The organism is Rhizobium sp. NZLR1 (assembly GCF_017357385.1).
In the GTDB taxonomy this organism is placed as follows: domain Bacteria; phylum Pseudomonadota; class Alphaproteobacteria; order Rhizobiales; family Rhizobiaceae; genus Rhizobium.
Genome location: NZ_CP071632.1, coordinates 366,580 through 388,355 on the forward strand (window position 1 = coordinate 366,580; position 21,776 = coordinate 388,355).

At 62.0% G+C, this 21,776-nt stretch carries 21 protein-coding genes; 9 read left to right on the forward strand and 12 right to left on the reverse strand.

From position 1 onward, the window contains the following. Positions 1–14: 14 nt before the first annotated feature. The 3 genes from J3O30_RS01840 to ubiE all read right to left on the reverse strand — a co-directional run bounded on the left by J3O30_RS01840 (position 15) and on the right by ubiE (position 4,092). A complete protein-coding gene (locus J3O30_RS01840; protein WP_207582624.1) occupies positions 15–1,601 on the reverse strand; it encodes an aromatic amino acid lyase in 1,587 nt (528 codons plus the stop codon). A gap of 91 nt (positions 1,602–1,692) precedes the next feature. After that, entirely contained in the window at positions 1,693–3,267 is a 1,575-nt protein-coding gene (gene ubiB / locus J3O30_RS01845) for a 2-polyprenylphenol 6-hydroxylase (RefSeq protein WP_207582625.1), read from the reverse strand. A 48-nt stretch (positions 3,268–3,315) separates the two neighbouring features. After that, positions 3,316–4,092, reverse strand: coding sequence for a bifunctional demethylmenaquinone methyltransferase/2-methoxy-6-polyprenyl-1,4-benzoquinol methylase UbiE (ubiE, locus tag J3O30_RS01850; protein WP_207582626.1), 777 nt, complete (start codon positions 4,090–4,092; stop codon positions 3,316–3,318). A gap of 149 nt (positions 4,093–4,241) precedes the next feature. Here ubiE and mutM point away from each other — a divergent pair, with 149 nt between their 5' ends. From mutM to J3O30_RS01875, 5 genes are all read left to right on the forward strand, one after another. Next, positions 4,242–5,132 (forward strand): bifunctional DNA-formamidopyrimidine glycosylase/DNA-(apurinic or apyrimidinic site) lyase, encoded by an 891-nt coding sequence (gene mutM, locus J3O30_RS01855; protein ID WP_207582627.1) that lies wholly within the window; start codon positions 4,242–4,244, stop codon positions 5,130–5,132. 22 nt (positions 5,133–5,154) lie between these two features. Then, a complete protein-coding gene (locus J3O30_RS01860; protein ID WP_207582628.1) occupies positions 5,155–5,928 on the forward strand; it encodes an enoyl-CoA hydratase in 774 nt (257 codons plus the stop codon). A gap of 191 nt (positions 5,929–6,119) precedes the next feature. After that, the gene (gene rpsT, locus J3O30_RS01865; protein ID WP_003570835.1) at positions 6,120–6,398 is read left to right on the forward strand and encodes a 30S ribosomal protein S20; all 279 of its coding nucleotides are present in this window, start codon (positions 6,120–6,122) and stop codon (positions 6,396–6,398) included. An 857-nt stretch (positions 6,399–7,255) separates the two neighbouring features. Beyond that, entirely contained in the window at positions 7,256–8,806 is a 1,551-nt protein-coding gene (gene dnaA, locus J3O30_RS01870) for a chromosomal replication initiator protein DnaA (RefSeq protein WP_207584239.1), read from the forward strand. A gap of 170 nt (positions 8,807–8,976) precedes the next feature. Continuing rightward, positions 8,977–10,059 (forward strand): saccharopine dehydrogenase C-terminal domain-containing protein, encoded by a 1,083-nt coding sequence (locus J3O30_RS01875; protein WP_207582629.1) that lies wholly within the window; start codon positions 8,977–8,979, stop codon positions 10,057–10,059. A 61-nt stretch (positions 10,060–10,120) separates the two neighbouring features. Here the strand turns inward: J3O30_RS01875 and hemW are convergent, their stop codons facing one another. The 4 genes from hemW to rph are packed head-to-tail and all read right to left on the reverse strand — an operon-like array spanning position 10,121 to position 13,119. Then, on the reverse strand, positions 10,121–11,323 hold the full coding sequence (gene hemW, locus J3O30_RS01880; RefSeq protein ID WP_207582630.1) for a radical SAM family heme chaperone HemW: 1,203 nt from the start codon (positions 11,321–11,323) through the stop codon (positions 10,121–10,123). A 9-nt stretch (positions 11,324–11,332) separates the two neighbouring features. Beyond that, complete coding sequence (rdgB, locus tag J3O30_RS01885; protein WP_207582631.1) at positions 11,333–11,977, reverse strand: RdgB/HAM1 family non-canonical purine NTP pyrophosphatase; 645 nt, start codon at positions 11,975–11,977, stop codon at positions 11,333–11,335. Then, positions 11,978–12,403, reverse strand: coding sequence for a VOC family protein (locus tag J3O30_RS01890; RefSeq protein ID WP_207582632.1), 426 nt, complete (start codon positions 12,401–12,403; stop codon positions 11,978–11,980). Next, a complete protein-coding gene (gene rph, locus J3O30_RS01895; protein WP_007633796.1) occupies positions 12,400–13,119 on the reverse strand; it encodes a ribonuclease PH in 720 nt (239 codons plus the stop codon). The genes J3O30_RS01890 and rph overlap by 4 nt, the downstream gene beginning before the upstream one ends. A gap of 126 nt (positions 13,120–13,245) precedes the next feature. Between rph and hrcA the strand changes: the two genes are divergently transcribed. Next, the gene (gene hrcA, locus J3O30_RS01900; RefSeq protein ID WP_207582633.1) at positions 13,246–14,334 is read left to right on the forward strand and encodes a heat-inducible transcriptional repressor HrcA; all 1,089 of its coding nucleotides are present in this window, start codon (positions 13,246–13,248) and stop codon (positions 14,332–14,334) included. Positions 14,335–14,502: 168 nt separating this feature from the next. Then, entirely contained in the window at positions 14,503–15,135 is a 633-nt protein-coding gene (gene grpE, locus J3O30_RS01905) for a nucleotide exchange factor GrpE (protein WP_207582634.1), read from the forward strand. A 42-nt stretch (positions 15,136–15,177) separates the two neighbouring features. On the opposite strand, the gene J3O30_RS01910 is transcribed toward grpE, so the two are convergent. Beyond that, positions 15,178–16,122, reverse strand: a complete 945-nt coding sequence (locus J3O30_RS01910) for a nucleoside hydrolase (RefSeq protein ID WP_207582635.1) — start codon at positions 16,120–16,122, stop codon at positions 15,178–15,180. A 238-nt stretch (positions 16,123–16,360) separates the two neighbouring features. On the opposite strand from J3O30_RS01910, the gene J3O30_RS01915 reads away from it, so the two are divergent. Then, positions 16,361–16,786, forward strand: coding sequence for an Hsp20 family protein (locus J3O30_RS01915; RefSeq protein ID WP_207582636.1), 426 nt, complete (start codon positions 16,361–16,363; stop codon positions 16,784–16,786). Positions 16,787–16,833: 47 nt separating this feature from the next. Continuing rightward, entirely contained in the window at positions 16,834–17,091 is a 258-nt protein-coding gene (locus J3O30_RS01920) for a DUF1150 family protein (RefSeq protein ID WP_164006271.1), read from the forward strand. A gap of 186 nt (positions 17,092–17,277) precedes the next feature. Here the strand turns inward: J3O30_RS01920 and J3O30_RS01925 are convergent, their stop codons facing one another. The 4 genes from J3O30_RS01925 to lnt all read right to left on the reverse strand — a co-directional run bounded on the left by J3O30_RS01925 (position 17,278) and on the right by lnt (position 21,571). Next, positions 17,278–17,979, reverse strand: coding sequence for a tRNA (guanosine(46)-N(7))-methyltransferase TrmB (locus J3O30_RS01925; RefSeq protein ID WP_207582637.1), 702 nt, complete (start codon positions 17,977–17,979; stop codon positions 17,278–17,280). Between the two features lie 8 nt (positions 17,980–17,987). Continuing rightward, positions 17,988–19,226: a methionine adenosyltransferase gene (metK, locus tag J3O30_RS01930; RefSeq protein ID WP_207582638.1), complete on the reverse strand. Its 1,239-nt coding sequence runs from the start codon at positions 19,224–19,226 to the stop codon at positions 17,988–17,990. Between the two features lie 177 nt (positions 19,227–19,403). Next, positions 19,404–19,817: a helix-turn-helix domain-containing protein gene (locus J3O30_RS01935; protein WP_207582639.1), complete on the reverse strand. Its 414-nt coding sequence runs from the start codon at positions 19,815–19,817 to the stop codon at positions 19,404–19,406. 149 nt (positions 19,818–19,966) lie between these two features. Then, entirely contained in the window at positions 19,967–21,571 is a 1,605-nt protein-coding gene (lnt, locus tag J3O30_RS01940) for an apolipoprotein N-acyltransferase (protein ID WP_207582640.1), read from the reverse strand. Between the last annotated feature and the right edge of the window lie 205 nt (positions 21,572–21,776).

Below are 21,776 nucleotides of genomic sequence, written 5' to 3' on the forward strand. Positions count from 1 at the left end.
TCCCTAAGCTGAGATCAGAGTGCCGGTGCCTCGTGGCGGGCCAGCCGCTCCTCGATGCGCTCCAGCGAGCCGAGCGCGAAGAAATCGTCGAAGGATGCGATCGGAACTTGCTCGGTCAGCCTGGAGACGAAGTCGTCCGAGCCGAGTTCCTCTTCGATCGCCTCCACCTCGGCCGACAGCGGCCGGTCGACGGTATAGAAATCCGCATGTTTGCGCACCACCTCGTAGAGCATGGCGGCGACGCCCTTCGGTTCGTCGCCGAGAATGTCGATCGCCTGGGCAGACAGCAGCGCCTCGAGGGCTGCGAGACGCTTCAGCGCCCGCATCTGCCGGTCGAAGCGCTCGATGACCAGCGGCAGGAAGGCTGCCTCATCCTCCAGTCCGGCCGCCACCACCAGCGACTGTGCCGATACGGGATTGGACATCGACAGCACGCGCGAAAAAATCTCGCCGGCAAGCTTGATGATCGGCCCGAAACCGGTGGCGATCCGCCCCGGCGGCACGAGATTGACCGGCAGGTCGCGCCGCTGACCGTTGCCGAGAATGACACAGCGGTTGAAGGCATTGCGCGCCGCATGCGCCATGCAGAGTGCCGCCGATTCGAGCAGGATCGTCACATCGAGCGGCAGCGACCCGCCCGAGGTCATCACCCGGCCTTCGACGACGACCGGATTGTCGTCCGAGCGGCCGGTGGCGGCAAGGATCTTGTGGCCGGTCGACAGCAGGTTTTCGATCACCGCGCCGAACACCTGGGCGATCATCCGCAGGCTGAGCGGGTCCTGAACATGCGTTGCAACCGGCCAGTTCCAATCGTCGGAGGCGTTGCAGAGCCAGGCGCCGATCAGCGCCTCGCGCGCCGTGCCGACATGGCGGACCGCCTTCCAGGGATCGCGGGACGCGCCGAGCGCGCCGGCCGCCATCATCGCCGTCGCCAGCAGGATGCGGATCGAGGCGGCGGCATTGCGCGTCGTTTCCGCCGCCGCTGCAAAGCTCACCGCATTGATGCTGAGCGAGGCGAGGCTGTCGCGCGGCGCCATCCGCACCGGCTCCAGCCCGGCTGCCCGGAAAGCCTCTGCCGCCTGCATCCGGTTGCCGCGATAGACCGCTTCGCCGACGCCGGTCAGCACCGCGCCGATCTGTCCCATCAACCCGATATCCGCGCAGCCGATCGAGCCGGTGCGGCGCACGACCGGGATGAGATCGGCCTCGAGCATCCTGATATAGGCCTGGATCAGCTCCGGCGTGCAGCCGACCTGGCCGGTCAGCGCCGTATTGACGCGGATCGCCATGGCATTGCGCACGACATTGCAGGAAAAGGGTGTGCCGGTGCCGAAATGATGGGCGCGCACCAGGCCGAGGTTGAAGGTATCGAGTTCGTCGGCCGACCACTCCACATCCTTCATGGCGCCGACGCCGGTCGTCGCGCCATAAACGGGCATGCCGGAGGCGATGGCCTCCTCGACGACCTCACGGGCGATTGCGATGCGGGCCATGCCGGTCGCCGACGCCGAAATCGTCGCCTTGCCGGCACCGATCGTCACCATCTCGGCAAAACCGAGCGGCCGTCCGGAAAGTTTGATGCCAGGGCGTTCGTGCTGCATGTGCCATATCTCCTAAACAGTGAGACTAAGCGGCCCTTCCGTCACATGGGATATCCTAAATGCCGAACACAGCATGTTTTTGACAGGCGGATCAGCTCACCATCCAGGCAATATAGAGAAGCGTCAATGCGATGACCCAAAGCGCGATCCTGGCCGAGCGGTTATGCCGCGCCTCGGCCTTGCCGATCGCCTCCGCCGTCTGCGCGTCGAAGCGCAGCCCATGTTCGCTCATTTGCAGGAGCTGGTGGTGAAATTTTTCCGTTTTCGCTGCGATTTCGGGCACGGCTTCGGCGAGTTTGACCGCCGCCTTCAGTCCGTCCTTGATATCGGTGGCGATCCGCTTCGGGCCGAGATTGGTGCGGATCCAGTCGCCGACAACGGGCTCGGAGGCCTTCCACATGTTGAAGCGCGGGTTGAGCATGCGCGACACGCCTTCGACCACGACCATGGTCTTCTGCAGCATCACCAGCTCCGGCCGTGTCGCCATGTCGAACAGTTCGGTCACTTCGAAAAGCAGCGTCAGCAGCTTGCCCATCGAGATCGTCTCGGCCGGCTGTCCGTGGATCGGCTCGCCGATTGCCCGGATCGCCTGGGCAAAACTCTCGACATTGTGGTGTCCGGGCACATAGCCCGCCTCGAAATGCACCTCGGCGACGCGGATATAATCGCGGGTGATGAAGCCGTAGAGGATTTCGGCGAGGAACCGCCGCTCCTTTTTACCGAGGCGTCCGACGATGCCCATGTCGACGGCGACGATCATGCCGCCCGCATCGACGAACAGATTGCCCGGATGCATGTCGGCATGAAAGAAACCGTCGCGCAGCGTGTGGCGCAGGAACGACTGGATCAGCGTATCGGCGAGCAGGTTGAGATCGTGGCCGGCGGCCCGCAGGCCCTCGACATCGGACATGCGCGTGCCGTCGATCCATTCCATGGTGATGACGTCGCGTCCGGTGCGCTCCCAGTCGACCTTCGGGACGCGGAAGCCCGGGTCCTTTTCGGTATTCTCGGCGATCTCGGAAAGGGCGGCCGCTTCCAGGCGAAGATCCATCTCCACCTTCGTCGTCTGCTCCAGCGTCTTCGTCACCTCGACCGGCCGCAGCCGTCGGCTGGAGGCCAGGAAACGCTCCTGCATACGGGCGACGAGATACATCGCCTCGATGTCATGGGCAAAACGCTGGCGCACGCCCGGCCGCACGATCTTGACGGCGACCTTCTTGCGGCCCTCTGATGTCTCGACCTCGGCCGGATGCACCTGGGCGATCGAGGCAGCGGCGATCGGCTCGCCGAAGCTTGCATAGAGTTCGCCGATCGGCCGCCCGAGCGAGCCTTCGATATTGGCCTTGGCGGCAGCCGAGGGAAAGAAGGCCATCCGGTCTTGAAGCTGCGACAGGTCGTTGGCGAATTCGACGCCGACGACATCCGGCCGCGTCGCCAGGAACTGGCCGATCTTCACATAGGAGGGACCGAGCCGTTCGACGGCCTGTGCCAACCGGTCGCTGCGCTTCTGATGCCGCGCCTTGCTGCGCTCGAAAATCGTGACGAAGGATTTGGCGAGTGCGACCGGAGGCGGCAGGCCTTCGGACGGAAGAGCCGACACGACGCCCTCACGCACGAGCACCCAGCCGACGCGCCAAAGGCGGAAATAGGCCCCGAATGTGCTCATGCTGCCATACCCCGCCGGACGAGGTTCGTGTTTTCTTCCCTCATTCCCTCAAAGCTTCCAGCCGGAATGCAGCGCGGCAATGCCGCCGGTATAATTGGTGTAGTTGACGCGCGAAAAACCGGCCTGGCGGATCATTGCCGCGAAATTCTCCTGGTTCGGGAACTTGCGGATCGATTCCACCAGATACTGGTAGGGTTCGGCCTCGCCGGTGATCGCCTTGCCGAATTGCGGAATGGCATTGAACGACCAGGCGTCATAGATCTTGTCGAGCAGCGGCATATCGACTTCGGAAAATTCCAGCACCAGCAGACGTCCGCCGCGCTTCAACACCCGATAGGCCTCCGACAGCGCCGCATCGATCCGCGGCACGTTGCGGATGCCGAAGGCGATTGTATAGGCGTCGAAGCTGCCAGCCTCGAAAGGCAGTTCCTCGGCATTCGCCTCGACGAAGGTGAGATTGCCGGAAAGCTTCTTCTTTTCCGCCCGCTCGGCGCCGACGCCGAGCATCGAGCCGTTGATGTCGAGCACGGTCGCATGCGCCTGCCGGCCCGAGGCCTCGACGATACGGAAGGCGATGTCGCCGGTGCCACCGGCGACATCGAGCACCTTGTAGCCCGGCTCCTTGCGCGGGTTCAGCGCCGAAATCATCGCATCTTTCCAGGCGCGGTGCATGCCCATCGACATGACGTCGTTCATGATGTCGTAGCGCTTGGCGACCTTGTGGAACACCTGGTTGACGAGGCCCTGCTTCTCGCCGTCAGACACCTCACGGAAGCCGTAGGAGGTCTCCATGCCGCCATCGGCGGAAGTGCGGCTTTCTGACATCAGGCTGCTCCATTCCTTAAGATTCGGGCGCGGCGGCCATAGCGAAAGACCGCGCGCGACGTTATCACAGGGCCGCACTCTCCGCGGCACACTGGCGCTATAGCGCACATCGTCGTCGGTTGAAACACGTTAGATATAGATGGGTTAAGATGCCGGAATTGCCAGAAGTCGAAACGGTGAAACGCGGCCTGGCGCCGGCGATGGAGGGGGCTCGCATCGCCAGGCTGGAGCTGCGCCGCGGCGATCTGCGCTTCCCCTTTCCCGACGCTTTCGCCGACAGGGTATCCGGCCGCACCATCGTCAGCCTTGGCCGCCGTGCCAAATATCTGCTGGTCGATCTCGACGACGGCAACACGCTGATTTCCCATCTTGGCATGTCCGGCTCTTTTCGCATTGAGCAGGGTGCCATCTCCGGCGCGCCGGGTGAATTCCACCATGCCCGTTCGAAGGACGAGAAGCACGATCACGTCGTCTTTCATCTGGAAGGTCAAGGCGGTCCTCGCCGCGTCGTCTACAACGACCCGCGCCGTTTCGGCTTCATGGATATGGTGGGGCGCGCCGATCTTGCCGCCCATCCGTTTTTCCGCGATCTCGGCCCGGAGCCGACGGGAAACGAGCTTGGGGCAGCTTTTCTCGCCGAACGCTTCCGGGTCAAGGCGCAGCCATTGAAGAGTGCGCTGCTCGACCAGAAGAACATTGCCGGTCTCGGCAATATCTATGTCTGCGAGGCGCTGTGGCGCGCCCATCTTTCGCCGATCCGCGCCGCCGGCACGCTGGTGACGGCAGTCGGCCGGCCGAAAGAGCAGCTCGACCTGCTCGTTGCCTCGATCCGCGACGTCGTTGCCGATGCGATCGCAGCCGGCGGATCGTCGCTTCGCGATCATATCCAGACCGACGGATCGCTCGGCTATTTCCAGCATTCCTTCTCCGTCTATGATCGCGAAGGTCAGGCTTGCCGCACGCCCGGCTGCGGCGGTACGGTCGCCCGCATCGTCCAGGCGGGCCGCTCCACCTTCTATTGCGCCACCTGCCAGAAGTAAGATCCGGAACCGGGAGAACAGCATGGCCTACGAGACCCTGATCGTCGAAACCCGAGGCAATGTCGGCCTCGTCACGCTGAACCGACCCCAGGCGCTGAACGCGCTGAATTCCATCGTCCTCAAGGAATTGAGGGAGGCCTATGCCGCCTTCCATGCCGACGAGGCGGTCGGCGCGATCGTGCTCACCGGTTCCGAGCGCGCCTTTGCCGCCGGCGCCGATATCAAGGAGATGCAGCCGCTCGAGTTCGCCGATATCTATAAGAGTGATTTCATCAGCGGCTGGGATGACGTCGCCAAGGCGCGCAAGCCGGTGATCGCCGCCGTCAGTGGGTTTGCGCTCGGCGGCGGCTGCGAGCTCGCCATGATGTGCGATTTCATCATCGCCGCGGAGACGGCGAAGTTCGGCCAGCCGGAAATCACCCTCGGCGTCATTCCCGGCATGGGCGGCTCGCAGCGGCTGACGCGCGCCGTCGGCAAGGCGAAGGCGATGGATCTCATCCTGACCGGCCGGATGATGGATGCCGCCGAGGCCGAACGATCGGGACTCGTTTCGCGTGTGGTGGCGCCCGAGCGTCTCATCGACGAGGCGCTGGCGGCGGCCGAAAAGATCGCCTCGCTGTCGCGCCCCTCGGTCTTGATGGCCAAGGAGGCTGTCAACCGCGCATTCGAGACGACGCTGGAGGAGGGCTTGCGCTTCGAGCGCCGGCTGTTTCACAGTCTCTTTGCCACCGACGACCAGAAGGAAGGCATGGCGGCCTTCGTCGAGAAGCGCAAACCGGCTTTTACGCACCGTTGAGTGCTTTTAGGCGGTTCCAGCCGCAAAGCTTGAAAATCCGCGTTGACGTGGGCCGGCTTTAGAGTTATATGCCCGCCCACGGTTCGGAAAGCCGGTTTGGTTTTCCGCGATTGCTCCCGAATTGCTGGATTTTGTGGCCGCAGGGCCCGCGGTAATAGCGGAGTTTGTTCGAATTCTTGAGAGAGGCATCCATGGCCAATACAACTTCGGCGAAAAAAGCGACCCGCAAGATCGCCCGCCGTACCGACGTCAATAAGGCTCGTCGCTCGCGCGTTCGTACTTTCGTTCGCCAGGTCGAAGAGGCCATCGCATCCGGTGACGCCGCCAAGGCGAAGGAAGCTTTCCTGGCTGCTCAGCCCGAGCTTGCCCGCGCCGCCAGCAAGGGCGTGCTGCACGCCAACACGGCATCGCGCAAGGTCTCGCGCCTGGCCGCTCGTGTGAAGGCTCTTTCGGTCACTGCGACCGCGTAATCTTCCATTAACGGCTTCCTCGTTATGATTAGCCCGGTAATTTTACCGGGCTTTTTCGATTCAACCGATCAGCCCCTGTATGGTTAATCTCACGACTGTTTCGTGTCAGCGCCATGACAGGAAAAATTGTTCAAAAACAAAGACTTGCGCAAGGATGCTTTCACGCTGCGCGACTCTGCCCCAAGCTTCCGGGACCAGGGGGGAGTCAAGAAGATTATTATTTTTTTTCTTTCCCTGCGTGTCAAAATAGCCCGAACGGGGAATCTCCTTGATTCAAAAGCGATTCTTTTTTGACGCTGGTGTGACGCCCGAAAAGGGCAGGCGGAGTCAATGGCCGCTTGTTAATTTTGCGTAAAATTCATCGTTGATATTGCCTTTTGATCCTGCCTAAATGGCCTCCAACAAGGGGCGCGGACATCACCTGCAGAGGCTCGGTCTTAACTGCCACGTCGGCAGGGCGATAAGTGCGTGCCATTTGTTACGGAGCCTTGCGCTTCCGTTTTTTCAAGCACTCGACGGATTTGGGCCGTAACGTGGCTGTTACGGGCAGGGATGTTTTGTGCCTTCAGTGGCCACACGTTTAAGGCGAGGCCGCCGGGGAAGGTTAAAGTGATATTGCGTTCGGGCTGATCGGTCGAAAACGAGGATCGACCGCCAGCCTGGCACGGAAAGCCGATGAAGGTTGCCGCATGAATGCGGTTCCTGCAACGGAATTTTGTGCCGGTCCCTTCGGGGGCAGTGTTTGAGTGAACCGGCAGGTGAGCGGCTTCATGAGGATGCCGTCAGCCCGCCAAAGCGGGGAATGATCGGGCGGCTATTTTAGCGGAAGCCGCCCGGTGGAATTGAAAGGCGGCATTATGCAGATGAATACGATGACGACGGGCGGGCCCGACAATGGGGATGTGGCACCGCAGACGTTTGGCTCCATTCGCCTCGACGTGGGAGAAGCAAAGGCGGAAATGAAGCACAGCATCTTGTTTGAGCGCGTCAGCGCGCGCTTGAAGGCCCAGGTTGGTCCTGACGTCTATGCCAGCTGGTTCGCCAGGCTGAAGCTGCATTCGGTATCGAAGAGTGTGGTGCGCCTTTCGGTTCCCACCACCTTCCTGAAGTCGTGGATCAACAATCGTTATCTCGATCTCATCACCGGCCTGTTCCAGGCCGAGGATCCGGAAATTCTGAAGATCGAAGTCCTGGTGCGCACGGCAACGCGCAGCAGCACGAAGGCACTCGATGAGGCGGCCCAGCCCGAGCCGGTCGCTGCCCCCCAGGCGCGCCGTCCCGCAAGTGCCCAGCCGGCCGGCCAGGCCGTCCAACAGGCGGTTTCCTCCGTTGCTGCGGCAAGGCCCGCAAGCTTTGGTTCGCCGCTCTTCGGTTCGCCGCTCGACAGCCGCTTCACCTTCGACACCTTCGTCGAAGGCAGCTCGAACCGCGTCGCGCTTGCAGCGGCGAAGACGATCGCCGAAGCCGGTTCCGGCGCCGTGCGCTTCAACCCGCTCTTCATCCATTCGACGGTCGGCCTCGGCAAGACACACCTGTTGCAGGCAATTGCCAATGCGGCGGTGCAGAACCCGCGGGCTCTGCGCGTCGTTTATCTGACGGCCGAATATTTCATGTGGCGCTTCGCCACCGCGATCCGCGACAATGATGCGCTGACGCTGAAGGATTCGCTGCGCAACATCGATCTGCTGATCATCGACGACATGCAGTTCCTGCAGGGCAAGATGATCCAGCACGAATTCTGCCATCTCCTCAACATGCTGCTCGACAGCGCCAAGCAGGTGGTCGTCGCCGCCGACAGGGCGCCCTGGGAGCTGGAATCGCTCGACCCGCGTGTTCGCTCGCGCCTGCAGGGCGGTGTCGCGATCGAATTCGACGCGCCGGATTACGAGATGCGTCTCGAAATCCTCAAGCGTCGCCTGGCGGCCGCCCGGCTCGAAGATCCGTCGCTGGAAATTCCGGCCGAACTGCTCCAGCACGTCGCCCGCAACGTCACGGCCAGCGGCCGCGAACTCGAAGGCGCTTTCAATCAGCTGGTCTTCCGGCGCTCCTTCGAGCCGAACCTGTCGATCGAGCGCGTCGACGAGCTGCTCGCGCATCTCGTCGGCTCCGGCGAGCCCCGCCGTGTGCGCATCGAGGACATCCAGCGCATCGTCGCCAGGCACTACAACGTCTCGCGCCAGGAACTGGTCTCGAACCGCCGCACCCGCGTCATCGTCAAGCCGCGCCAGATCGCCATGTATCTGGCGAAGACGCTGACGCCGCGCTCCTTCCCCGAGATCGGCCGCCGTTTCGGCGGGCGCGATCACACGACCGTGCTGCATGCCGTGCGCAAGATCGAGGAGCTGATTTCGGGCGACAACAAGCTTTCGCACGAAGTCGAGCTGTTGAAGCGGTTGATTAACGAATAATCGCCCGATTTTCGCAAAGCTTTGGCGGCTGGAAGCGATTCCGGCCGTTTTCTTTTATGAGCTTTTTATTCTATACCTCCGGCCTCCCAGTGCCTGTCGCTCAAAACGGCGGCGGTATTGGAGGGACGATACAAGATGAAGAAGCGCCGAATGGCGCGTGGGAGGAATGAATGAGTTTCGAAAAGATCGCCGTTCTCGGCCTGGGCAAGGTCGGACGGCTGGCGGCGACGCTGTTGCATGAAAGCGGCTTCGAGGTCATCGGCGTCGATGCGCAATTGCCGTTGAGCGACGTTCCCTTCAAGTGCCGCGCCGGCGATATTTCCGACCCGCAGGTGGTCGGCGAGCTGCTGTCGAATGTCGAGGCGGTGCTCTCCTGCCTGCCTTACCATCTGAACATCGAATTGGCGCGCGCCGCCCATCTGGCCGGCATTCATTATTTCGACCTGACCGAAGACGTTCCCACCACCAATTTCATCATCGAACTATCAAAGACCGCCCGCGGCCTGATGGCGCCGCAATGCGGCCTGGCGCCGGGTTTCGTCGGCATCGTCGGCGCAAGCCTTGCCGACGGCTTCGATCGCTGCCGTTCGATCCGCATGCGCGTCGGCGCCTTGCCGCAGCATCCGACCGGACTGCTCGGCTATGCCTTCAACTGGTCGCCTGAGGGCGTCGTCAACGAATATCTGAACGATTGCGAGGTCATCGAGGGCGGGGTGCGCAAGCTCGTCTCGCCGATGGAATGGCACGAGACCGTCTATGTCGGAGGCGTCAAGCTCGAAGCCTTCACGACGTCTGGCGGTCTCGGCACGATGTGCGACACGATGCTCGGCAAGATCGACAATCTCGATTACAAGACCATGCGGTATCCCGGCCATATGGAGCTGATGAACTTCTTCTTCCACGAGCTTCTGATGCGCGACAAGCGCAAGCTCGCCGGCGAGATCCTGACCAATGCCAAGCCGCCTGTTGAAGACGATGTCGTCTATGTCCACGTCGCCGCCGAGGGCACGGAGAACGGCAGCCTGCGCCGCAAGGAGTTCGTCCGCGCCTATTACCCGATCGAGATTGCCGGCGCACGCCGCACGGCGATCGCCTGGACGACGTCGGCCTCCGTTGTTGCCGTCATCGAAATGGTCCGCGACGGCCTGCTGCCGGCGACCGGGTTCCTGCACCAGGAGCATATTCCGCTGGAGATGTTTTTGAAGACGCCGACCGGCAGCCTGTTCAAGGCGGGCGCCACCGGCCACGGCTGAGAAATGCATTCCGGCGCGGCCCGCGATGTCGGCCGCGCTGGACCAATGCATTGCGTGGGCGTCAGCAGGCGAGATCGGCGACGACGGAATCGAGGATCAGCATGCCGGACGGCGTGCAGCGCAGGCGTGAATTGCCGATCCGCTCGATGAATTTGTGTTCAAGCAGGAATTCCTCGCGTTTCGGGTCGAGGTCGCGGCCGGAAAGCTGTTGCCAGCGGGCAAGATCGACGCCCTCCCTGAGCCGCAGCCCCATCAGTAGCAACTCGTCGGACTGTTCCTCGTAGCCGAGTCGTTCCTCATCGAGAATGCCGTGGCCGTCACGTTCGACCATGTCGAGCCAGGCTTCCGGCTTGCGCTCGGTCGCCGTCGCGAGCTTCTCCGGGCCACGCGCCAGCCGGCCGTGGGCGCCCGGGCCGATGCCGGCATAATCGCCGTAGCGCCAATAGGTCAGGTTATGCCGGCTTTCCGCACCCGGCCGGGCGTGATTGGAAACCTCATAGGCGGGCATGCCTTCGCGCGCCGTAATCTCCTGCGTCGCCTCGTAGAGCACTGCCGATTGCTCGCCATCCGGCACGACTAGCTTGCCGGCCTTATGCAGGCCGTAGAAGGGCGTGCCTTCCTCGATGGTCAGCTGATAGAGCGAAAGATGGTCGACCGCATAGGAGATCGCCTCCTTCAGCTCCTTTTCCCATTCCTCGACCGTCTGCTGCGGCCGCGCGTAGATCAGATCGAACGACATGCGCGGAAAAATGTCGCGCGCCAGCCGGATCGCCTTCAGCGCGTCGGCGACGTCATGCAGCCGGCCGAGGAATTTTAGATCCCGGTCGTTCAGCGCCTGCACGCCGAGCGAGACGCGATTGACACCCGCCGCCCGGTAGCCGCGGAAGCGTTCGGCTTCGACGCTCGAAGGATTGGCTTCCATGGTGATCTCGATGCCATCTGGCACATGCCAGTGCCGCGCAATGCCGTCGAGAATGGCGGAGACCGTTTCCGGTTTCATCAGCGAGGGCGTGCCGCCGCCGAGGAAGATGCTCGTCACCGTCTTCGGCCCGCTCATCGCCCGCACCGTCGCCATCTCCTTCAGGAAGGCCGCCGTAAAACGCTCCTGATCGACCGGCTGGTGGCGCACATGGCTGTTGAAGTCGCAGTAGGGACACTTCGCCGCGCAGAAGGGCCAATGCACATAGACGCCGAAGCCGGGCTCGCCGGTATCGGGCAGCAGCGCGGCGTCGCGCGAAAGGCTTGGCGTGTCGAAATTGTCCACGGAGTGATCCTATGCCTCCAGGCAGGTTTCGACAAAGAGTTTGAAGGCGCGGGCCCGGTGCGACAGCGCCTGCGGCTTGCCGGCGCTCCAGCCGTGTTTTTCCTCGCTGCTCATTTCCCCGAAGGTGATGTCGTAACCCTCGGGCTGGAAGACCGGATCGTAGCCGAAGCCCTGGGTGCCGCGCGGCGGCCAGGCGACGCTGCCTTCCACCTCGCCGCGAAACAGCTCCGTGTGGCCGTCCGGCCAGGCAAGGCAGAGCACGCTGACGAAACGCGCGGTACGCTGTTCCGGCTTGGTCGCGCCGGCATCCTGCAGCGCCTTTTCCACCTTGGCCATCGCCATGTCGAAATCGCGCGTGCCGTCTGATGTCTCCGCCCAATTGGCGGTGTAGACACCGGGGTCGCCGTCAAGCGCATCGACCACCAGCCCGGAATCGTCCGAAAGCGCCGGCATGCCGGCGGCATTGGCCGAGGCGACCGCCTTGATCGTCGCATTCTCCTCGAAACTTGTGCCGGTTTCCTCCGGTTCGACGAAATTCAGCTCGGCAGCCGATCTGGCGGTGAAGCCGAGCGGTCCGATCAGTTCCTGGATCTCGCGGATCTTGCCGGCATTGTGGCTGGCGACGACGATGGTCTTCGTTTCAAGCTTGCGCATTCAGATGTCCTGTTCGATGCCCCAGATTTTCGCCTCCGCGCATTCCAGGCTGTTGCCCTCAGGATCGCGGAAATAGATCGAGCGGCCGCCATTCGGCCAGTGCACTTCGGATTCGATCGCCACGCCGGCCGTTCTCAGCCGTTCGGCCATCGCATCGATGTTGCGGCCGGACACCCGAAAGCAGGCATGGCCCTGTCCGGTCGTGCCGTGCGGCGGCACCTGCAGGGCATCCCGCGCCGGCGGCTTCACCGTTTCCTCAGGATTGAAGATCAGCAGAACGCCGGGGCCGCAGCGGAAGAAGACATGCCGGTTGGCGGCGCGGGCGATCTTTTCAAGTCCGAGAACGTCTTCGTAGAACGTCTCGGCCTGATCGAGATCGCGTGCATAGAGCGCCGTTTCCAACATGCCTTCCAGCATGGGGTTCATCCTTCGACGGCTTGCTTCTGCAGCGCGACCAGTTCGCCGATGCCGTTTCTGGCAAGCTGCATCAGCGAGGTGAATTCGCCCTCGCTGAACGGTGTGCCTTCGGCCGTGCCCTGGATCTCGACGATCCCGCCGGTGCCGGTCATCACGAAGTTGGCATCGGTCTCGGCCGAGGAATCTTCGAGGTAATCGAGATCGATCACCGGCTGGCTGGCGAAGATACCGCAGGAGATGGCGGCGACATGATCCTTCAGGACCCGGTCGACCTTGATCATGTTGCGGCTTTCCATCCATTTCAGGCAGTCGTAAAGGGCGATCCAGCCGCCGGTGATCGAAGCCGTCCGGGTGCCCCCATCGGCCTGGATGACATCGCAATCAAGCGTGATCTGCCGTTCGCCGAGCGCCTGCAGGTCGACGACGGCGCGTAGCGACCGGCCGATCAGCCGCTGGATTTCCTGGGTGCGGCCGCCCTGCTTGCCGGCGGCGGCCTCGCGCTTCATGCGTTCACCGGTCGCCCGCGGCAGCATTCCGTATTCGGCCGTGACCCAGCCCTTGCCGGAATTGCGCAGCCATGGCGGCGTCTTTTCTTCGAGGCTGGCCGTGCAGAGCACATGCGTATCGCCGAATTTTACCAGGCAGGAGCCTTCCGCATGCTTGGAAAAATTGCGCTCGAACGAGACCTTGCGCATCTGGTCGATTTTTCTGCCTGAAGGCCGCATTCTTATCTCCTGGGGTTTGTTGACCGCTTCTACGATTGGCGGCGCTCATTTGCAAATTCCCTTTTGCCACGGCTGCGAGTTTGACTTACTTTCGGGAAATATCATCAGCGCGGGTTCGAGAGGTTCATGGGCATCAGGTCGACATCGGTTTCGGATGCCGTTGCTGCGCTCGACGAGCGCTCCAGGGAAATTTTTCGCCGCATCGTCGAGGGTTATCTGGAGAGCGGCGAGCCGCTCGGTTCGCGCAATCTGTCCCGCCTGCTGCCGATGTCGCTGTCGCCGGCCTCGGTGCGCAACGTCATGAGCGATCTCGAGGATCTCGGCCTCATCTATTCGCCGCATACCAGCGCCGGCCGGCTGCCCACCCAGATAGGCCTGCGCTTCTTCGTCGATGCCTTCATGCAGGTCGGTGATCTCTCCGCCGAGGACCGCGCCAATATCGATCGGCAGGTGCGGGCCGAAAGCGGCGGCAATCCGGTGGAATCGATGATGAACGAGGCAAGCCGCATGCTGTCCGGCATTTCGCGCGGCGCCGGCCTGGTCATCACCTCGAAAAGCGATCCGGTGCTGAAACATGTCGAGTTCATCCGGCTTGAACCGACAAAGGCGCTGGCCGTGCTCGTCGGCGATCACGATCAGGTGGAAAACCGAATCATCGAGCTGCCGGCGGGGGTCACCTCCTCGCAGCTGGCGGAGGCGGCGAATTTTCTCAATGCCCACATGTCCGGCCAGACCCTGCCGGAGCTCCGCAAACAATTAAGCCAGCTGAAGGATAACGTCCGTCACGAGCTCGATGCCCTGTCGCGTGATCTCGTCGAGCGCGGCATCGCTGTCTGGGCCGGCAGCCCGGACGAGGGAAAGCCGACGCAGCTGATCATCCGCGGCCGCGCCAACCTGCTCGAAGGCCTCGCCGGCGCCGAGGATCTCGACCGGCTGCGCCTGCTGTTCGACGATCTCGAAAAGAAGGACAGCCTGATCGAGATCCTCAATCTCGCCGAAACCGGTTCGGGCGTGCGTATCTTCATCGGTTCGGAAAACAAGCTCTTCTCGCTGTCAGGCTCCTCGCTCATCGTCGCGCCCTATCGTGACGATGACGATCGTATCGTCGGCGCCGTCGGCGTCATCGGTCCGACGCGGCTCAATTATTCCCGCATCGTGCCGATGGTGGACTACACCGCCCAGCTCGTCTCCCGCCTTTCGCGCAATCCCCTTTGATGCCGCTTTGACGTCGCAGCCCTTCAAAGTTCGACAGCGTCCGTTGGGCATCTGACGAGAGTGGCGCTGTACAGGCGCAGAATTTTCGCTTCTTTGTCACGCAGACTTGATTTTTTTCGGTCAAACCTCGATATCGGGCGCATCTGAAGACACCAACCGGAGACCGTCATGACCGATGACACGACGAAAAACGGACCTGACGCAACTGCGGCCGATGCCGCAGCCGACGCTGCCGCCTACGTCGAGAACGATATTGCGCAGGAAGAGGCCACCCAGCCGGACCCGCTCGAGCTTTTGAAAGCCGAAAACGGCGAACTGCGCGACCGCTATCTGCGCCTTGCTGCCGAGATGGACAATCTGCGCCGGCGCACCGAGCGCGAGGTCAAGGATGCCAAGTCCTATTCCGTCGCCGGTTTTGCCCGCGACATGCTTGCCGTCTCGGACAATCTGCGCCGGGCGCTGGATGCCATCCCGCCAGAGCTCAAGGACGCGGCCGATGCCGGCCTGACGACGCTGATCGAGGGTGTGGAGATGACCGAGCGCGCCATGCTGTCGGCTCTCGAACGCCATGGCGTTCGCAAGCTGGAGCCGGTCGGCCAGAAGTTCGACCCGAATTTCCATCAGGCGATGTTCGAGGTGCCGAACCCCGACGTGCCGAACAACACCGTCGTCCAGGTCGTGCAGGCAGGCTTTTCCATCGGCGAGCGAGTGCTGCGCCCAGCCATGGTCGGCGTTGCCAAGGGCGGCCCGAAGCCGGCCGAAGCCGAGACCAATTCGGTCTTCGACGAGAAGGACGCCTGAGGTTGCCGTTGTCCTCTCTTCAAGAGACGGACATCCAAAAAATCAGATGCGGGCGAAGCGTTCGATCAAAAGATCGAAGAAGCCGTCCGCATCGACGTGGCGCATGACTTTCGCATTGCGCTTGCGCTCGGTGACATGCCACCAGTCGACGACGGTCATGCCGGCGGTGAGTTCGGAGTGAACCTCGATCTCGACATTGCAGTCCCGGCCGTTGAAAAGCTCCGGCTTCAGGAGGTAGGCGACGACTGTCGGGTCATGCAGCGGCCCGCCGTCGGAGCCGTATTTCTCGATGTCGAACCGCTCGAAGAATTCCAGCATCTCGACCATGGCCTTTGCCGGCGCCGTGCCGATCTCGGCCATGCGCTTGACCCGGTCCTTGCGGGTCAGCAATTGGTGCGTCACGTCGAGCGGCATCATCACGATCGGGACGCCCGAGCGGAAGACGATATCGGCTGCCTCGGGGTCGACATAGATGTTGAATTCGGCCGCCGGGGTGATGTTGCCGCCCTCGAAGAAGCCGCCGCCCATCATCACCAGTTCGCGGATGCGCGGGGCGATATCGGGTGCTTTCTGCAAGGCCATGCCGATATTGGTGAGCGGCCCGAGCGTGCAGAGCGTCACCGTGCCTTCCGGCTCCAGGCGCAGCGTCTCGATGATGAAGTCGACGGAATGGCCGAGCTGCAGCGCCATCGTCGGCTCGGCGAGATCAGGACCGTCGAGGCCGGTCTTGCCGTGCACATGTTCGGCGGTCACCAGCTTGCGGGCAATCGGCGCGTCGGCGCCGGCGAAAACCTTCGTCTCCGTCCGGCCGCAGATCTCGCAGACGATGCGTGCATTGCGGCTGGTGAGCGAAAGCGGCACGTTGCCGGCGACCGTGGTGATCCCCAGTACCTGCAGCTCCTCGGGGCTGCCGAAGGCCAGCATGATGGCGGCCGCGTCGTCCTGGCCGGGATCCGTGTCGATGATGATCTTTCTTGCGTTTGCCATCCGATGCACCGTTTTCTTCATTTCTCGTCACAAATCGGCACATTCCGCGCCGGCACGTTTTGATGCGAGGCAGCAGGCGCTTTGTCAAGCAGCCGACCGCCACCACCTTAAAATTGAGGGATGGGGCAGGGACGTCGCCTGCGTCTTGCAGCGCCGGAGTGCTGTCCCCATATTAGTAGCATCCGGATGCTGCCCTTAAGGTCCGGGATGGTCGCTTGCATCAAGGACTTGAAAAGAAATGAGCCGCATTACCCCTTTCGCCAGCCCGCTGCTTCTGGGCTTCGATGCCATGGAAAAGACGCTGGAGCGCATTTCCAAGGCGAGCGACGGATATCCGCCCTATAATATCGAACGCATCGGCGCCGATAGCGGCGCGCCGGAACGTCTGCGCATTACGCTGGCGGTGGCCGGTTTCGGCGAGGAGGAACTCGATGTCTCCATCGAGGAGAACCAGCTTCTGATCCGCGGCCGCCAGGTGGAGCAGGGTGAACGGGATTATCTCTATCGCGGCATCGCCGCCCGCCAGTTCCAGCGCACCTTCGTTCTTGCCGACGGCATGCAGGTGCTTGGAGCCGGCCTGAAGAACGGTCTGCTCTCCGTCGATCTAATTCGTCCGGAACCCGCGCGCATGGTCAAGAAAATTAACATTTCGGTCTCAGAGTAGCACAACGGTTTGTCGAACCGTTGGTCCCTTCTTCCGGAGGAACAGGAATGTTGATGAAAGAAGCCACGTCTCACTTGACCAAATCCGAGCTTGCCCACATCGGCAGCGGCGAGGTCGCCTATATCAGAAAAATGCGTACCGATGAGGTTGCCAAGTGCTTTCCCGAGGCGCCGGATATCGATCCGAACGTCGACCTCTGGGCGCTCTTCGGCGCCGACGGCACGCCCATCCTTCTGACGGACAATCGCTCCAGCACCTTCTTCAAGGCTGCCGAGGACGAACTGAAGACGGTCAGCCTGCACTGACCGTCGAATGCAGTCTGTCGCGTTTCACCGCTCTTGCGGTGCATGCTCATGCTATTCGATTTGGATGCGCTCGCGGCGGATGCCGCGACATGGGCGCGGTGCCTCGTTAGACGTTTTTTCCGTATTCGATGAGGTGGAAAGGCCGGCAGATCTCTGCTGCGACCTGTCGTTAGATCTTGTTGGCCCTCAGATCTTCCCGAATGTCAGATAGGCCGAAGAGCGGCCCTCGCGCCGTGCCTTGGCCTCGTAGCGCGTGCTCGGCCAGCCCTCGTAGGGTGTCAGCCAATCCGCAGCATTGTCGGCCATCCAGTCGAAGCCGCCATGGTCGCGGCATTTGATCAGCGTCCAGTTCACATAGGTGTCGATGTCGGAGGCAAAGCAGAACAGGCCGCCGGGCTTCAGCACGCGATGAAAGCGGTCGAGATTGGTCTTCGAGACGAAGCGGCGTTTCCAGTGCTTCCGCTTCGGCCAGGGGTCGGGATAGAGCAGATCGATCTGATCGAGCGAAGCGGCCGGCAGCCAGTCGAGCAGCTGCGTCGCGTCGTCATTATAGACGCGAATATTGCGCGCACCGGTTTCGCCGATGCGCGACAACAGCTTCTGCATGGAATTGACGAAGGGCTCGACGCCGATGAAGCCGGTCGAAGGTGTCTCGAGGGCGCGGTGGATCAGGTGTTCGCCGCCGCCGAAACCGATTTCCAGCCGCAATCTCTCGACCGGAGCCGGGAAGAGGGAAGTCAGCGGCCCCAGTGGAGCCGCTGAAAGATCGATAAGGAATGCCGGCAGCAGACTGTTCAGCGTCTCGGCCTGCTGTTCGCGCAGGGCCTTGCCCTTGCGGCGACCGAAGAAGGCTTCCGTCGCCCGGCCGCGGCGTTCCATATCCGTCATGCTTTATCTCAGGCCTTCACGCTTTCCTTGAGCGCCTTCACGAGGTCGGTGCGCTCCCAGGAGAACGAGCCGTCGCGGCCGGCCTTGCGGCCGAAATGGCCGTAGGCAGAGGTCTTCGCATAGATCGGCTTGTTGAGGTCGAGATGGCGGCGGATGCCGGAGGGAGACAGGTCCATGTTCTTGCGGATCGCCGCTTCGACCTGATCTTCGCTGAACTTGCCGGTGCCGTGCAGGTCGACATAGATCGACAGCGGCTGGGCGACGCCGATCGCGTAGGAGATCTGGATCGTGCAGCGGTCGGCAAGGCCGGCGGCGACGACGTTCTTGGCGAGGTAGCGGGCGGCATAGGCAGCCGAACGGTCGACCTTCGTCGTGTCCTTGCCGGAGAACGCACCGCCGCCATGCGGAGCCGCACCGCCGTAGGTGTCGACGATGATCTTGCGGCCGGTGAGGCCCGCATCGCCGTCCGGCCCGCCGATGACGAACTTGCCGGTCGGGTTGATGTACCAATTGCAATCGTCAGCGATCTTCAGTTCGCCGAGCGCTTCGCGGATATAGGGCTCGACGACGGCGCGGACCTTGTTCGAATCCCAGCTTTCGTCGAGATGCTGGGTCGAAAGCACGATCGAGGTTGCTTCCGACGGCTTGCCGTCGACGTAGCGCACGGTCACCTGGCTCTTGGCGTCGGGACCGAGCTTGGCGACTTCGCCGTCGCCCTTCTTGCGGGCAGTTGCCAGCAGCTGCAGGATCTTGTGGGAATAATAGATCGGCGCCGGCATCAGGTCCGGCGTTTCGCGGCAGGCGTAACCGAACATGATGCCCTGGTCGCCGGCGCCCTCGTCGCCCTGCTGGTCGGCGGCGCTGTCGACGCCCTGCGCGATGTCGGCCGACTGCGAGTGCAGCAGCACGTCGATCTTTGCCTTCTTCCAGTGGAAGCCGTCCTGCTCGTAGCCGATATCCTTGATGGCGCGGCGGGCGGCGGCCTTGAACTTCGAAGGATTGATGACGTCCTTGCCATGCTTGTCCTTCTTCATCAGGCTCGGCGGCAGGCGGACTTCACCGGCGATGACGACGCGGTTGGTCGTCGCCAGCGTTTCGCAGGCAATGCGAACGCCCCACGGATTGACGCCGGTCTTGGCCGCTTCGCGGTAGACCAGATCGACGATCTCGTCGGAGATGCGGTCACAAACCTTGTCCGGATGACCTTCGGCAACAGATTCGCTGGTAAAGAGATAATTCGCGCGCATTCCGGGATTCCCCTCAAAGAACAAAAGCTCGCTAGTAGGTACTCAGTTCGAGACCCGATGACAAGCGCAGAAGGACATAAATATATCTTTATATCTGCGGCAAAGTGACAAATTTTGCCCCAAAAACGCAAAAAAGCGGCCTTTCGGCCGCCTTTCGAATTCTGCGATGGAGCTGGCTCAGTCGGAGTCGGCCTCAGCGGCCAATGCCTTCACCAGCTCCACGACCTTGCGGCGAACCTTGGGATCGGAAATCTTGACGAAGGCGCGGTTGAGCTGCAGGCCTTCCGAGGAAGAGAGGAAATCGACGACGTAATTCGAGCTGGAAGTTTCCATCCCGCCGGCGCCGGAATTTTCGCCGGGCGCGTCCTCGAAGAAAAAGGAAACCGGGACATTGAGGATGTTCGAGATATTCTGCAGACGGCTTGCGCCGACGCGGTTGGTGCCCTTTTCGTATTTCTGGATCTGCTGAAAGGTAATGCCGAGGCTTTCCCCGAGTTTTTCCTGGCTCATGCCCAGCATTGTTCGGCGAAGGCGAATACGGCTGCCAACGTGGATGTCGATCGGATTAGGCTTCTTTTTGTTTTCAATCATGGTCGTGCCCTAGCTAAGAATTTCAACCTGTTTCTAACCGGCATGCCCCTGATCCATCCCAAACGCCACGTTGCAAGCGGTGAGAACCACCTTTGCACATCCATTCAGAACGCCGATTGTCATCACTATGCAATTTTAGGGGTTTTTGGTCAATTCAGCCCGGAAATAAAACCTCTACGAGAAACCAGCGCAATCAAAATGAGCAGCGCCTCGGTCAACCAGAAGTGTGTTTGCAGGGGGAATGTCGTTCCAGCCTCTCCGCCGAACCTATCAAGAGTTGCATCAATAAAGCCGATTTCCTCGAGACCGAGGCCCGCAATTATTTCCCCATGTGCATTCACAATTGCTGAAATGCCGCTATTGGCGTCGCGAATCAGCGGCAGCCCGGTTTCGACCGCCCGCACTCGCGCCTGCTGGAAGTGCTGATAGGGGCCGGGTGTCGCACCGAACCAGGCATCATTGGTGATGTTGAGGATCGCATTGGCGTCTTTGATGTCGCCGGTCATTTCATCGGGGAAAATGATCTCGTAGCAGATCAGCGGATAGAGATTGAGCCCGCCGGGCAGCGCCAGCAGGTGGCGGCTGGCAGCCGCCGAAAACCCGCCCGGCATCTCGACGACGTTCTGGATGCCAAATTCGGTGAGCAGGTCCTCGAAGGGCAGGTATTCGCCGAAAGGCACCAGATGCACCTTGTCGGAGGCAGCGATGATCTGACCGCGGCCGTCGATGACATAGATGGAATTATAGTAGCGTGTCGGCGTGCCCGGTCCCATTTCCTCGGCGCGGACGGCGCCGGCGATCAGGATCTGGTTGTCGTCGAGCGTATCGGCGATCCGCATCAGCGCATCCTGGTTGTCGGTGAGGATGAAAGGGATCGAGGTTTCCGGCCAGACGATGATATCGGGCTTCCGTCCGCCATTCTTCGGCGCTTCGGCCGACAGCTTCAGATGGGTCTCGAAGATCGCATTGCGGTCGGCGTCGTTGTCCATCTTCTCCGCCTGATCGATGGCAGGTTGCACCAACCGCACCACCGGCCGCTTGTCCTCGGGCAAGGCGTCGGGCCGCGGTGCGAGATAGAGGGCATAAGCGCCATAACCGAGATGGGCGGCAAACAGCAGGGCGGCGAGCGCGATGCCGCCGCGCGCGCCTTGCCGCGTGCCGGCAAGGGCAGGCGCGGAAAAAATGAAGACGGCAAGTGCCGTCACCCCCATCACCCCGATCACATGCGCCGACTGCATCATCAGCGGAACGGGCATCATGCCGTAGCCGATGGCGTTCCAGGGAAAGCCGGTCAGGATGACGCTTCGAAGCCATTCCATCAGCCCGAAGCCGGCCGCAAGTGCGGCGATCCGTCCCATCCCATCAGACCAGAAGATGCGGGCAATGGCGGCTGCCAGCCCGTAGAAAATCGCAAGACAGGCCGGCAACCCGAGAATTGCCAAGGGCAACGCCCAGGCGAACTCCTCCTGATCGACCAGCAGCGCATGGCCGAGCCACCAGAGACCAGCGACGAAATAACCGAAGCCGAACAGCCAGCCGGTGGCAAAGGCCGGCCACAGTCTGCCGACCAGGCCGCTTTCAGGCGCCGCCGCCGCCCCGTCGATCAGCCAGACGAGCAGGGTGAAGGAGAGGAACATTGCCGCAAAAAAGCCGAAAGGCGGCAGCGCCAGCACGGCGAATGCTCCGGCGGCGATGGCCAGCAGCGACCGTTTGAACCCCCAGACGAGGATAACCCTGTCCGCAAGCCGCTCCATGCGCACTCCCATCAAACCGCGAATCAACCCATTCGCAGTCTTTCAAAAAAGCGGCTCTTTGTCCTGCTAGAGCATGATGCCGAAAAGTGTGAGCGGTTTTCGGACGACATCATGCTCTAACTCTTTAATTGAGAACAGATCGCCCGGAAGTGTGCAGCGGTTCCGGGATAGCGACATGCATAAAAAACAGCTGAAGCGCGTCACA